This is a genomic window from Riemerella columbipharyngis (assembly GCF_900101995.1).
Taxonomy (GTDB): domain Bacteria; phylum Bacteroidota; class Bacteroidia; order Flavobacteriales; family Weeksellaceae; genus Riemerella; species Riemerella columbipharyngis.
Genome location: NZ_FNAS01000025.1, coordinates 1 through 13461, shown reverse-complemented (window position 1 = coordinate 13461; position 13461 = coordinate 1). Strand labels below are relative to the sequence as shown.

General features: G+C 39.4%; 13 protein-coding genes and 1 pseudogene. 12 read left to right on the top strand and 2 right to left on the bottom strand.

Features of this window, described 5'->3' with window-relative positions; genetic code table 11:
* Both BLS89_RS09920 and BLS89_RS09915 read right to left on the bottom strand, forming a co-directional pair.
* A pseudogene (locus BLS89_RS09920) lies at positions 1 to 953 on the bottom strand (hypothetical protein); the annotation flags it as partial.
* A gap of 4 nt (positions 954 to 957) precedes the next feature.
* Complete coding sequence (locus tag BLS89_RS09915) at positions 958 to 1422, bottom strand: helix-turn-helix domain-containing protein (protein WP_092738008.1); 465 nt, start codon at positions 1420 to 1422, stop codon at positions 958 to 960.
* A 169-nt stretch (positions 1423 to 1591) separates the two neighbouring features.
* On the opposite strand from BLS89_RS09915, the gene BLS89_RS09910 reads away from it, so the two are divergent.
* The 12 genes from BLS89_RS09910 to BLS89_RS09860 form a co-directional block, all read left to right on the top strand.
* Positions 1592 to 2521, top strand: coding sequence for an HK97 family phage prohead protease (locus BLS89_RS09910; RefSeq protein WP_092738006.1), 930 nt, complete (start codon positions 1592 to 1594; stop codon positions 2519 to 2521).
* Between the two features lie 26 nt (positions 2522 to 2547).
* Positions 2548 to 3489 (top strand): hypothetical protein, encoded by a 942-nt coding sequence (locus BLS89_RS09905; protein WP_092738004.1) that lies wholly within the window; start codon positions 2548 to 2550, stop codon positions 3487 to 3489.
* A gap of 45 nt (positions 3490 to 3534) precedes the next feature.
* Positions 3535 to 3951, top strand: coding sequence for an N-acetylmuramoyl-L-alanine amidase (locus BLS89_RS09900; RefSeq protein WP_092738002.1), 417 nt, complete (start codon positions 3535 to 3537; stop codon positions 3949 to 3951).
* A 9-nt stretch (positions 3952 to 3960) separates the two neighbouring features.
* A complete protein-coding gene (locus tag BLS89_RS09895; protein WP_092738000.1) occupies positions 3961 to 4290 on the top strand; it encodes a hypothetical protein in 330 nt (109 codons plus the stop codon).
* The gene (locus BLS89_RS09890) at positions 4280 to 4969 is read left to right on the top strand and encodes a DUF6808 domain-containing protein (protein WP_092737998.1); all 690 of its coding nucleotides are present in this window, start codon (positions 4280 to 4282) and stop codon (positions 4967 to 4969) included. Before BLS89_RS09895 ends, BLS89_RS09890 begins: the two co-directional genes overlap by 11 nt.
* Before the next feature lie 20 nt (positions 4970 to 4989).
* Positions 4990 to 5274 (top strand): hypothetical protein, encoded by a 285-nt coding sequence (locus BLS89_RS09885; RefSeq protein WP_092737996.1) that lies wholly within the window; start codon positions 4990 to 4992, stop codon positions 5272 to 5274.
* Positions 5275 to 5308: 34 nt separating this feature from the next.
* Entirely contained in the window at positions 5309 to 5782 is a 474-nt protein-coding gene (locus BLS89_RS09880; RefSeq protein ID WP_092737994.1) for a hypothetical protein, read from the top strand.
* A gap of 1 nt (position 5783) precedes the next feature.
* Positions 5784 to 6260: a hypothetical protein gene (locus BLS89_RS09875; RefSeq protein WP_092737992.1), complete on the top strand. Its 477-nt coding sequence runs from the start codon at positions 5784 to 5786 to the stop codon at positions 6258 to 6260.
* A gap of 59 nt (positions 6261 to 6319) precedes the next feature.
* Positions 6320 to 6472 carry a hypothetical protein gene (locus BLS89_RS10775; protein WP_176763303.1) on the top strand — a complete coding sequence of 51 codons (153 nt, stop codon included), beginning with the start codon at positions 6320 to 6322 and terminating at the stop codon, positions 6470 to 6472.
* A 2-nt stretch (positions 6473 to 6474) separates the two neighbouring features.
* Positions 6475 to 10836 (top strand): hypothetical protein, encoded by a 4362-nt coding sequence (locus BLS89_RS09870; RefSeq protein WP_092737990.1) that lies wholly within the window; start codon positions 6475 to 6477, stop codon positions 10834 to 10836.
* 68 nt (positions 10837 to 10904) lie between these two features.
* Complete coding sequence (locus BLS89_RS10770) at positions 10905 to 11318, top strand: hypothetical protein (RefSeq protein WP_092737988.1); 414 nt, start codon at positions 10905 to 10907, stop codon at positions 11316 to 11318.
* Positions 11318 to 13461 (top strand): phage tail protein (locus BLS89_RS09860; protein WP_143017767.1); only part of this gene is annotated, 2144 nt, incomplete at its 3' end. The genes BLS89_RS10770 and BLS89_RS09860, both read left to right, overlap by 1 nt.

Genomic DNA, 13461 nt, shown 5'->3' with positions numbered 1-13461 from the left:
TATTTTTTTAAGTCTTGTAATTTAGCGTATTTCAGTGATTTAAAGACTTTTCCTATACTGACCGGATTATTAAAATATTCCCCCTGTATTGCTTGGGTGGAGATTTTAGAAAGTACCCTATTTATATGCTCCTCGCTGTTTTTAGCCGGCCAGGTAGACTTTTCGTTTTTATCTCTAATGTTTATAATATCAGCATGGTCCGCTCTTTCAATAGCTTTTTTGATACAACAATAGTCTGCAATAATATTTCCATTGAATAGCACTGTTAGTGGCTCGGAGACCGAACGTGTAGCATATAATGCTTTTTCAAACCACGCCCACTTTTTATCGACGATGTCGGGGTTACGACAGTCTTCATCCGTATCGAAGTCATCGACTAAAATAGCATCCGGACGAACTTCTTCATTTCTTGCTCCACGCGGTGTGTTTCCCGCTCCCACAGCGACGAACATAGTACCTTTTTTGATTGTAAACTGGTCATCCCTCCAGTGTCCGTGATTTTGTTGTGCACCGTAGTCGTGTATAATACGCGAATTGTTTTCAAAAGCACTTTTAAAAGGCTTTAAAAGGCGAACGGCGGATTCGTTCGTAGCGGAGGCGATGATGATAAACTTTTTCTTTCCGGTAAGTGCCAGATAAGTAAACTCCATCATAGCTCTTGCAGACTTAGCAAGTTCTCGAGACCATGCTCGAACTTCGTACCACTCTATATTTTTTATTATCCTTTCGGTGCTGGCTTTGTGAAACTCGGCAGGTTCGCATTTGTAATACTTATGAAAATAATACTTAAACCATTCTTCGGGGTAGGCTTCTAAGCGTTTTTTACGACGTTCGATATCCGCTGTGCTTTCGGATAAGTCCACGCTCGCCTTTTGACGTAAGTTAATATAATACTGCTGCCAAAAATCAAGGACTTTGCGGTCTTCGGGGGTAAGTCTTCTGGTCGCAAGCATTGTCTTAAAGTTTTGATTTGATGAATGAATCCGTATAGTCCGCTAACAGCTGGGCATCTTCGAGGTTTTCCGTGCGCACGAAGTCTAAGAATTGCGTCAAGGCGTTGATGATTTCCGGCAAAAGCGCCTTCGTTTCCAGGTCTTTAATATTTTTTACAAGTTGGTTTCGTATTTGCGCAGTTTTAAAGTCTGCAAAACGATACCCTTTTTCGTTCCTTTGAATAAAGGCGTTCAGTTCCGCCAGTTCATCCTGCATTTGCACGAGTTGCTCCTGTCTTGTGAGCAGGATGTTACGCTTCAAGCCCTCCCATTTCTCTACTTTCATCCATTCGGAAAGGGTATTAACGGAAACACCTACACGTTCAGCGAGGTCTTTTATAGTGATATTTTTTTCTTGTAGAAAAATGATTTTTGCATACTCTTTTTTTTGCTCTCGCTCTTTATTGGAAAGCCGTCCTTTCTTTGCCATATCCTTTATTTTTCTTCGCAAAGTTGAGTCAAAGAGAGCATTTGCCGAAGTTGGAAAAGTATAATACCCTGAAAATCGGGGTATAATACCCTGAAAATCGAGGCATCATAAAATGCCGGCTTTTTAGGGTGATTTTTCAGGGGCAAATTTGCACCGAAAAACAAAGGAGATGAAATTCATATTAAACGACGAAAGCGTAATAAACAGCTATGGATTTAGAGTGAAAACATCTGGAATAAACTTAAATAGGTTTATGAAGAATCCCATCTGCTTAAACAACCACAGCAATGATACTAAGGATGTCTTAGGTATTTGGAAAGATATACAAGTAGAAGGTAGCTTACTTACCGCCACGCCAGTATTTGACACGGAAGACCCCAACGGCAAAGAAGTAGCGAGGAAAGTAGAAAAGGGTATTATAAAGGCTTGTTCTATGGGTATAGCGTTTAAGGAGAAAGATTTGATATTTGAGGGTGAAGAACTTGTTGTAGCAGCTTGCGAACTTCGAGAAGTTTCCATTTGTGGAGTACCTTCCAATGCTTCCGCTGTTGTACTGTATGATGAAAAAGGAAATCTACTAAGTGAAAAACAAATAAAAGAAATATGCCTATCGGTAAAAACGACTAATACATTTAATAATAAATCTATGAAACAATTAGCAATCTATTTGCATTTAGATGCAAATGCAGATGAGGCAGCACTCATTACAGCTGTAAAAGAAATAGAGGCAAAACTAACAGCCTCTGAAAATGAAAAAGCGAAACTGAAAGCGAAGGTGTCAGCTTTAGAGCAAGCAGAAACGGATAGAAAGAAAGCGGTATTAACCGCCGAGATAGAGAAAGCAGTAAAAGATGGCAGGCTTGACGAGGCTGGTAAAGCGCCTATCTTGGAAATGACTCACGAGGCAGCGATGACACTATTGAAAGCGTTACCGGCGAGAAAATCCGTAAAAGACCAAATGAAAAGCGACGAGAGCCAGCTATCGGCTTATGATAAGATGAGCTGGGAAGAGCTTGACAAAGGAAATCATTTGGCGAAGTTGAAAATGGAGTTTCCGGACTACTACCGAGAGAGATTTGATAGAAAATTTAAAAAATAAATAACCGACAAAAAAAACAAAAGAACATGGGATTACAAATTGAAATCTGGAAAGATACGATAGAGGAAAAACTTTTGAAGGATAATGCCTTTCTGAAATTTATTTCCAATGTATCAGAATCCAACATTATTAACGGAACTATCGTACATATACCGCAGGCTGGCGAACCTTCTAAGGTGGTGAAGAATAGAACAACGCTACCCGCAGAAGTGAAAAGACGAAATGATGGTGAGGTACTTTACAAGATAGATGAATACACTACTGACCCAGTGCACATTTCTAACGCTGAAAGCGTAGAACTCTCCTATGATAAACGCCGCTCGGTATTAGACCAAGATGTGGCGAATTTATCTGAAGAAATCGCGGAGGGTATGCTTACTAACATGGTAGTATCTCCGGTGGGTGACAATAGAGCATTGCCAACGGGTAATATTTTAGAAACAACAGGAGAGAGTACAAGAGCGTCCTTAACGGGGGCGACCGGAAATCGCAAGAAATGGACACTTTCAGACTTGCAAAGAATGAGGAATTTTCTCAGACAACAAAAGGCATGGCAAGAGGGTAAAATGCACGCCTTGCTTCCGGATAGTGCACTTATGGACTTATTCCCTGCGGATAGCACTGTAGTGGCTACTTATATGCAAGGTGTAACAGAAGACGAACGCAGAAATGGGGTAATAATGAAAGTGCAGGGCTTTAATATTATGAGCCGCTCAAGTGTTTTTGTTTTAGATAATAATAAGAGTATCAAAGCATTTGGAGCAACAGTTGCTGCTACAGATAGCGAAGCTGGAATATTCTGGAACGAAAACATGGTAGAAAAAGCCTTTGGTAACTTGGAAACTTTCGAGAGAGAAAAAGACCCTCAGTACTACGGAGATATTTACTCGTTCCTTGTAAGAATGGGAGGTAGAGCAAAGAGAAAGAACTACGAAGGTGTAGCACTACTAAAGCAAGCTAATGCTTAAAATGAGCGGGGCTTTTGCCCCGCTCATTAAAAAAAACTAATAACCATGAGAACCATAAAATACATTGTACTACATTGTACTGCTACATCTCAAATAACAAGAGTAGAAACTATCAAGAAGTATTGGAAAAACAATTTAGGCTGGAAGCATAATGGCTACCATTATATCATTAAGCCGTGCGGAGAGATTGTAAATCTAACACCAATAGAGGAAATAGCTAACGGCGTCAAGGGGTATAATCAAAATAGTATTCACATCTCATACATCGGAGGGATAGACAAAACCGGAAAGCCTCAAGATAATAGAACTCTGCCGCAGAAAGCCTCGCAGGTTCAATTGCTAAGGGAGCTAAAAAAGAGATTTCCAAATGCTGAAATCTTAGGGCATAGGGATTTTGCCGGAGTTCACAAAGCCTGCCCCTCTTTTGATGTAAAGCAATGGCTTAAATCAATAGAATTTTAAACTAAAAGTATGGAAAATCTACCGCAACCATTTGACCAGGAGGATATAAGAAAAGACCCGAAAGCGGTAGTTATAGGGCTTTTGATAGGTTTGCTTCTCATATTTGCCAGCGTGATAGCCGCTCTTTATCACAAAGAAGACAGCGATAGTCAAGATTGCGAAAAACGGGTGTCAAGGCTTTACGACACGATATTATCGGAGCGTAACAAGAGGATAAAGTTTTATGAAGCGATGATTTTTTACAAGTCTGAAAATCAAAAGCTGCAAAAACAGGATAGCCTTATCAGAAAAGCTACTAAACCGCTTGTAAATAAAATATACACAAATTATGAAAAGTAAAATATTTATAACTGCATTGGCGTTGTTGCTTGGTTTTTCTTTTTATCTTCTTTTTAAGAAGGAGATAGAAACACGTAAGCAGAGCAAGATGATAGCTACTTTAATAGAGCAATCCGGAAAGAATGAAGTTATAAACCATTATTACCGAGATAGCGTAGAGCATGTAGTTTTCAGGGAGAAAATAGTATCAAGTACAAACGAGAAAAAAATAGCTATAGGAAAAGCTTACGCAGATAGCTTAGAAAAGGCACTCAAGATATCCATTGAGAAAATAGACCAAGTCTCTAAGATTAACGCTCTATTAGTGGCAAAATTACAGTTACAATCCTTTATCCAGCCTAACGGAGACAAAGTGCTTTATCATAAAGATAAATACCTTGACTTGAGATATTATCCGCAGACGGATAGCGTTAATTTTAGCTATAATATAAAGCTGAATGAAGCGCGATATAAGGAGCGAAAATGGCTTTTAGGAAGAACAAGCTACTATATAGATGTTTTTTCTGATGACCCGAGAGTGAAAATCAACGGACTAAACGCGTATAGGATAAGAGGGCAACCACCAAGCCACTGGGGAATAGGTATAAGTGCCGGATATGGACTATCTTTAAATAAAGGTATTTTACAAGCCACTCCGGTATTCGGAGTAGGTGTTAACTATAATGTAATAAATTTTTAAAACCAAATTAAATGAGCAACATGAAACAAATCAAAGCGGCGTCTATTATGGTTCTTTTAGAGCAGGAGGCAGCAAAAATTTTCGACAACTATCCAGAAATCGAAGAAATCTATATGACTGCGGACAAGCAGGGATTTACGGAAAAAACCAAAGCTGAGAATCAAGCGGCATATCTGAAAGATAAAAAGGTACACTATTTTATCCGCTCAAAACCTACTGCGGAGATTAAAGCCGAGACTAATGACGAAGAAACCGGTGATGATACCGGAGATAAAGAAACAAGCAAAAAAATAAAAAGTAGTTAAAAGAGTATTAAAAACAATTTAAAAATAAAACATCATGGCAGAAAAAGCATTATATGGTTTGAAAACCATTAAGATAGGCGAAGTAGTAAACGAAACTACAATGCCACAAGATAACGCATTAACAGCATTCAAGACTTACAGAGATACTTTCGAGATGACGGAGGAAGAGGGTTCAATAACGGAAGAACTTTGTGACCAGTCCGACGACCCGATAATTGTATTTCAAGAAAAGGGAAAAAGAGAGATAAAGGTATCTACTTATGATTATACGGCTGATTTCATCAAGTCTTTGAAAGGGGGTACTGTTGTAAATAATGAATGGAAAGAGGGGGGCAATACTCCAATTTTCAAAGCCTTGCAGATCGAAGCGGATACAGGACATTTGATTAAATGTCCAAAAGTACAAGTGTTTACGAGACTCAACATTAAACTGAAAAAGAAAGAGCTCGCCTTACTGGAAATCACTTTCAAACCGCTTGCAAAAGTTAGCATTAAGCAACCAGAGTAGAATGGAACAACTAACGGAACTGAAAGCCGCTAAAACGCTACTAAAAAGGGGTGTGGAAATCATCCTTCCCGCTCCTTTTTATCTTAGGATATTAGGCAGAAAAACAGTGAAGTTCACCCTTAAAACGCCGTGTATAGAAAGTCAAATTGCTATTTCTGAGGCTTTTTTGCAAACAGGGGTATTCCTAAAAGAGGATGAAATATCTATACAAAAAGCATTAGAGCTCTTGGCGACTAAAGGTATTCGCATCTCTGAAATCATCGCTATGGCAGTTCGCAATGAGACAAAAATAAACTGGCGAACAAGGCGACTGGCAGGGTGGCTTAGGAGAAGTATTAATACAGAAGAAATGAGCTATCTTTTTAGCCTTTTGGTAGCTTTTTCTGGGGTTCAGGATTTTACGAATACTATCAGATTAATACAGGAAGTAAGGATAACAAAACCGATGAATCTGAGTCCGGAGGAGAAAACGAGTTAATAAGCGAGAGCTTCCATAGCGTTTTCGGGTTTATAGGCTACTGCTGCCATAAGCTGAACATGAGCAAAAAAGAAGTCCTAAGGTGTACCTTTTCGGAGCTTAATATGATGATAACAGATACCCCGAAAGTACAATACCGGAAGAAAGAGCCTCAAAAATTAAAAGACATCAATGAACTCGCCAACTGGCTTGGTGTAGAAGAAATAGAATAGAGATGAGCGATTTAGAACCTATAAAGATAGATTTCACCATAAATAGTAGTGCCGTCTTTGAGGAGTTTTCAAAGATGATGAAAGCTGCACAGGAGCAAACGAAAAGCGTAGATAACGCCCAGAAAAAATTTACTGAATATGTAAACTCTCAACTTTTAGCTTCAGGGGTATTAGCTAAAAATACCTCACTTACAGAGGCTCAATCTAAAGCGTTGCAACGGCATTCTGAAACTATAGAGTACTTAAGGGGGAAACTTTCGGAAACATTCGACCCCACACAGATAGGTGTTTATAAATACCAAATCAACCAAGCCCAACAGGCGATCAATAAAATCATAGAGACCGCTAACAACAAAGTCTCCTTAATAGATGAGCGGGAACTCGAAAACGCAAACACTAAACTAAAAGAGGCAGGGCGACTGCTTGATGAAATCTCCGATAAAACATTTACACCCGACTTTGCCAGCTCTGAAGAACTGGAGGTACTTTCGGGGGAAATCAACAAGGCTAAGGATGAACTTGAGCAGTTAGGGGTGGTGATAGATTTCGTTTCCGCTAAAATGGGAGCTATGGATGCTGGTACGGAAGGATTCGAAGCCCTCCAAAAAGATATTGACACCGCTAATGAAATGTTAGGGCGTACACCTGCGTTATATGATACTACAGGGGATAGTATAGACCAAATGACGGACGCCTTAAAGATGTTTCAAGACCAACTAAAAAACGAAACTGACCCTGAAAAAATAAAGATACTCAACAGAAATATAGAGAACTTAGAAAAAAGCATTAAAAAACTAAAGAATGCCGGCAAAGAGGGGTTCGATGAGTTTGGGAATAAACTAAAAGAAAACAAAGAAAAATCCGTAAACCTACAAACGGAACTGGAGAACTTAGTGCAGTCAATGGCTCGTTTGCGCATAGCGGGAGAGCAAAACTCGGAGCAATACACAAAGCTAAGAGATAGAGCTATAGAGGTGAGGGCAGCTATTCAGAAAACCAATCAAGAAATCAACGCTTCTGCGTCTTCTACAAGTAGTTTAGATACTCTGGTGAGAGCTACTTCAGCTATTGCTGCGGGATATAATATTGCACAAGGAGCCGCCTCATTATTCGGGGCGGAAAATGAAGAGGTGGAAAAGAGCATCATGCGTGTAACTTCCGCAATATCTATATTACAAGGTTTGCAGCAAATACAGCAAGAGTTAAAAAGAAACGACAGTATTCTAACGAAATCCCAAACGGCAGCACAGGCACTTTACGCTACTGTAGTAGGTACAAGTACCGGAGCGTTAAAGATTTTCAGGATAGCTCTCGCATCCACAGGAATAGGCCTGATAATACTCCTACTTGGAGCGTTAGTGGCTAATTGGGACAAAGTAACGGCTTCCGTTAAAAATTCTTTTCCAGCACTTAAAGGGTTCGGGGATAAAATAAATGAGCTTAAATCCTACGTAATGGGATTTTTGAGGGGGTATTTAGAGCTATGGAAAAGTGTATTTAAGACACTTGTAAAACTCTTTAGCTTAGATTTGAAAGGTGCGGTAAAAGAGGCTACGGATACAATGAATAATGTTAAAAAAGCCGCAAAAGAGGGATATAATGAACAAAAAAAAGCCAATGCTACCGACAAGAAAAACAAAGCCTTAGATACCGAAATAGAAGAGCGCGGTAAAAAACTCGAAGTAATGAAAGCTCGAGGGTTGGATACCTACAAATATGAAATGGAGCTATTCGATAAGAGGCTTGAGAGACACAAACGAGATGCTAAAAAATACGCCGAAATACTGCAAGAAAAAGCGGTTTTTGAGGCTCGTATGCAAAAAAAACAAGAAGATGCCACAAAACAGGCAGCAGAGAAAAGAGGGCAACAAGCAGAAGCGGCAGCCAAAAAAGCGAAACAATTAGCAGAGCAATTAGCAAAAGAAAAAGAGACAGCACGGAAAAGTATTGAGCAGGCAGAGCGAGAATACCAAAAAGCTCGAATGACCACCACCGACAAAGAGATAGCGGATGTAGAGGATAAATATTCTAAACTAAGGGAGCAAGCGAAAAAAGCGAAGCTCGGAGCTTTTGACCTTATGCGTGTAGATGCTTTGGAAAGCAGAGAGAAGCAAAGTGTAAAAGAAAAACAAGAAAATACGGCTTTTTTCAAAGATTTAGCAGAGAAAAAAGAGCTTTACGCCGCTTATGAGGCTTTCAAAACAAAAGTAGGAAAAGAGGAAGCACAAAAACGCTATCAAATATTATTAAACGAGAGCGAAACCTACGGAGAGCTGCTTAACAGAGAGATAGAAAAACTGAAAGCTAAAGCGGGTGATTTATCTCCAGAGCAACTGGAAAAGCTGAAAAAGTTACAAGAGGAAAAGAAGTCGGACGACAAAGGGAAAAATAAAGAGGCAGAGAAAAAATACGCAGAGGCATACACCGAGCTTTTAACCTTTGACGAGAAAAGAAAAGCAATAGAAGCGAAATACCAACGGGATAGAGTTTTGCTATCTCAAATCGCAGACGAAAAGATAAGGGCTGCAAAACTTGCAGAGCTGGAATTTCAGCGTAAGGCGGCGTTAGACGCTGTAAATGCAGAAGCCTATGACCGTGCTACGATAATGGAAAGGCTCTCTACGAGCTTAATAGGTATTACCAAAAGAGAGCTTGACAATAGAATAACCTCGTTACAAGAGTATCTGGAGACAGCAGGTAACAGCTTAGATGAAGAGCAAAAAAAATTCATTAATAACGAATTAAAGAAAGCCAAAGCAGTAAGGGCTTCCACCGATGTAGGAGTAGAGGAAAAAGTTTTACTGCAAGAGAAAGCTGCTATCGTCAAACGTATTGCGGAAAACAAGAAAAAAGGAATAGCAAATACTGACGATGAAATAAAACAACTCGATGAGGTTAATATGAAGCTCAAGGATATCTTAGCGAAAAAATTCGCTAAGGTATCGGAAGTAGCGGGGCAGTTAAGTGGTGCCTTCAGTGAACTTGGCGGTGCGTTAAAGGAGTACGATGAGGGCTTAAGTGATACGGTAGAGACAATGGGGGAATTACTGAATATTGCCAGTGATGTCGCCGGTGCAGCAGCAGCCTTTGCCTCCGGACAAGCAGTGGAAGGTATTGTGAAGTCTATCAAAGCTATCTCCTCTATATTAAATATAGGGGCGAAAGCACGAGAAAGCGAAAGAAAAGCACAAGAGCAGATTAAAAAATACCACGATGCTATATTTCAATCTCAACTCAAATATAATAGAGAGCTACGGAAGCGTATCGCTGAAGAGGTAAAGCTCAATGACCTTTATAAATCAAGGGTAACCAATATCAAAGAGGAAATAGAGGCAAACAAAAAAAACGCCGAACAAATAATGAAAGACCAGCAGGAAGTATTTAAGAGGTTACTTAGGTCTCAAACGACTGTAGGAATGCATACCAAGAGGTATGGAGGTGTTTTAGGTATAGGGCGAAAAACCAAAGCAGTAGAGGATAAAAAGACAGTAGCGGAGCTTTTAGGCTTAGGAGAATGGAAAGAGAAAGAATTGAAGATTTTTAAACAAACTTTTAAATATAAAGTTTTTGACGCCAAAGATGTTGAGATAACGGATAAAATTTTCGATGACTTAGAAAAACTAAACGCTGAAAAACCCCTAACGGGGGATGCTAAGACCGCCTTTGAGCAACTGAAAAAATTGCGCGACGAATACGGCTCAATAGAAGCAGCACAAAGAGAACTAAACAAACAACTTAGAGAAGCGATAACAGGTACAACAGCGGATAGTCTTGCGGATAGTATTAAACAGGGAATAGCTTCCGGAAAGAAATCTTTTGCAGACTTCGCGGATGATATAGAAGGTTTCCTTAGAAATGCCGTATTAGCAGGGTTGGAAACCGATTTATTCAAGGAAAAAACACAAAAACTACATGAAGCACTCGCCGAAATGATGCAGGATGGCGTGATAACGACAGAGGAGCGGGAGCAATTCAACCAGCTCTATATGGCTATCGTAAAAGAGAGTAAAGAAAAAATGGATATGCTCAATCAAGCTGGCATTAATGTGATTAGAGAGCAGCAGTCCGCCAACTCTTTACAAGGAGCAATTAAAGGTGCATCACAAGAAAGCATTAATATTCTTTCAGGGCATATTGCAGGGGTAAGACTCTACATAATGGATATAGTTAAGTTAATGAAAGCTAACTATACCAACGGAATGGAAAAGCTGTCTAAGATGATACAAATACAAGTAGAGATAGAGAAGAATACAAGGAAAACGGCAGAAAACACAGAAAAACTGCATAGTATAAATGAGGGCATTGAAACGGTAGCAAAAGCGATAAAAGGGAAAGATAACGATGTTAAAGGTTTAGGATTTTAAACCTACGGTTGGTGATTTTAAAGCCATAGCACGGTAAGCAATTAAAATAATATTGAAAACAATATAGAATGGTTTTTAAAGATAAATTAAACAATGTTTTGTTAAGTAATATAGGTGCTGTTATTCAGACAGGTACAGAGGAGCTACTTGCTTATCCGGAGAGAAAAAGCGTCTACGAGAATGATTGGGCAGAGGAAAACGGAAGCCAGTACGACCTTGATAATCCGAAATTCAAAGACAAAGAAGTAACGCTTAAAATGGCAATTTTAGCAGACGATAACACACAGTATTGGCAGTATTCCAATGCTCTTTTTAACGAGCTTAAAAAGGCGGGACAGTTAGCCCTCTATATCTTTGACCATGACAAAACATATCAGGTTTTCTATATGAAGTCTGGAAATTTTAAAAAGACCTTCAAACGCCTTAAAAACACAGAGAAAGTATTTGTAAAATTTGATTTAACCTTTAAGGTATTATACTGATGTATTCAATTAAAAGAAATAATGGTGTAGTCGCTAATGTAAGAGCAAAAGGAAACCTCACGGAGAAGTTATTCGGAGAGGAAACCTTAACGATGAGTTTTACTTTGAATAGATTTGTATTGTTCAGAATTGGAGATAGTGTAGAAGTTTACGGAAAAACCTACTACATTGCTCAAGAGCCAGTAGTGGACAAGAAAAGCACTCGGGAGTATGCTTATAACTTAACATTTAACGGCGAAAAGTACCGCCTTGCGGAGGTGCAGTATTTTTTCTATGACGAGAACAACGAGCTTACCATGCCGGACTTTTCTATTACCGCTACCGCCCGAAAAATGATAGAGCTGTTAGTAGCAAATGCTAACAGAACACAGAGCGGCTGGAGTGTCGGTAATGTAGCGACGGAAGAAACCAAAACAGTGGACTTTAGTAATTACAACTGCTTAGCCGCACTTACAAGAATATCCGACGAGTTCGGGGTGGAATTTTGGATTGATGCGGACAAATCTATCCATTTGGAAGAACGAAAACAATCATCCGGATATACGCTGGAGTATGGAAAGTCCAAAGGCTTAAAGAGCTTGACCCGAAACCCCTACGCCGAGAGTGGTTTGGTTACTCGTCTGTATGCTCAAGGTTCATCTAAGAATATTCCTAAGAACTACCGCAATGGACAAAAGCAGCTAAGGATGCCCGTACCTTATCTTGAGAAAAATACGGATATATACGGCATTGTAGAGCGTACGCAGACCTTTGATGATATATATCCTAAACGCGTGGGTACAGTAACGCAAGTCTATGCGGATAACCCTTACCGATTTTCTGATACTGATTTAGACTTTGACTTAAATTCTTACAACGAGTATGGTACTACTATTTTGCAATCAGGCGTATCTGCAAAGATTATCTTTCAAACAGGAGACCTTGCGGGTTATACTCTTGAGGTAAAAGAATACGGCTTTGATAGTACCACTAAAACATTCACGCTGTTAAAGAACAAAGACGAAAAGAGCTTTGAAATACCTAGTGAACACTTCCGTCCAAAAGTGGGAGATAAATACATTATCGTTGATATAATGATGCCCAAATCCTACGTAGATAACGCGGAGGCAGAATTGAAAGCTGCTGCACAAGAGTATCTGGATAAAAATAGCAAGCAAAGATTTATCTATAATGTAACGCCCGACCCCTTGTATTTGAAAAATATAAATTTCAACCTTAGGCTGGGGCATACAGTTAGGTTTAAGGATGTGGATTTTGGGCTTGACGCTGATATAAGGGTAGTAAGTATCACCCGGAATATAAACGATGCCTACGATGTTAATTTTGAAATAGCAGAAGAGGCAACTATTACGCAAATTGTTAGGAATTACATAGAGAAGGAAAAAGCACAAACCGCAATAAGAAAGGAGCAGAAATACAACGCTGAAATGGCTCGGCGTTCTTGGCTTTACGCTCAAGAGCTAAAAAATAACGTATTCGATAACGAAGGGTATTTTGACACGGAGAAAATAAAACCTCTAAGCATTGAAACTGGAATGCTTTCAGTAGGTGCCAGAATGCAACAATTTTCACTGCCAAATATAGCTCTAAGTATTACGACGGATAATGTTCATTTGCACAATACAACAGGGCAAATTGTACATTTAACGATAGACCCAAGCGCCCCCAGAACTTGGAATATCGCGGAGAATACGACCACTGCATTTAGTCAAAAATTTAATTTCATTTACATCAAAGCGGATAAAAAAGGGGAAAATGCCACTATTATAGTAACGGAGCAAAAGATAATGTTTGATAGCGACCCTCTTTTTTATTATTTTCTCGCGGGTAGTATTTCTTCTTTAATAAATGGTGTTAGGAGGATAAAGACAAGTTACGGCTACACACAGATAACACCAAGCGAAATTACTACTGGAAGAATTTCATCCACTAATGGAGCTAACTGGATAGACCTAAAACAGGATGAAATAGAAATCAACGCTAAAGTAAGATTCACACCTAACAGCCCCGCAATAGAGCAAGTAAAAGATAGCGTGGAGGATGATTTAGGGACTTTGGCTTTTGAGGATAGCGTAGAAAAATCGATGCTCGGGAATACCATTATACAGGGCGGTTATATCAAAACGGAACTCATCAATGCTGC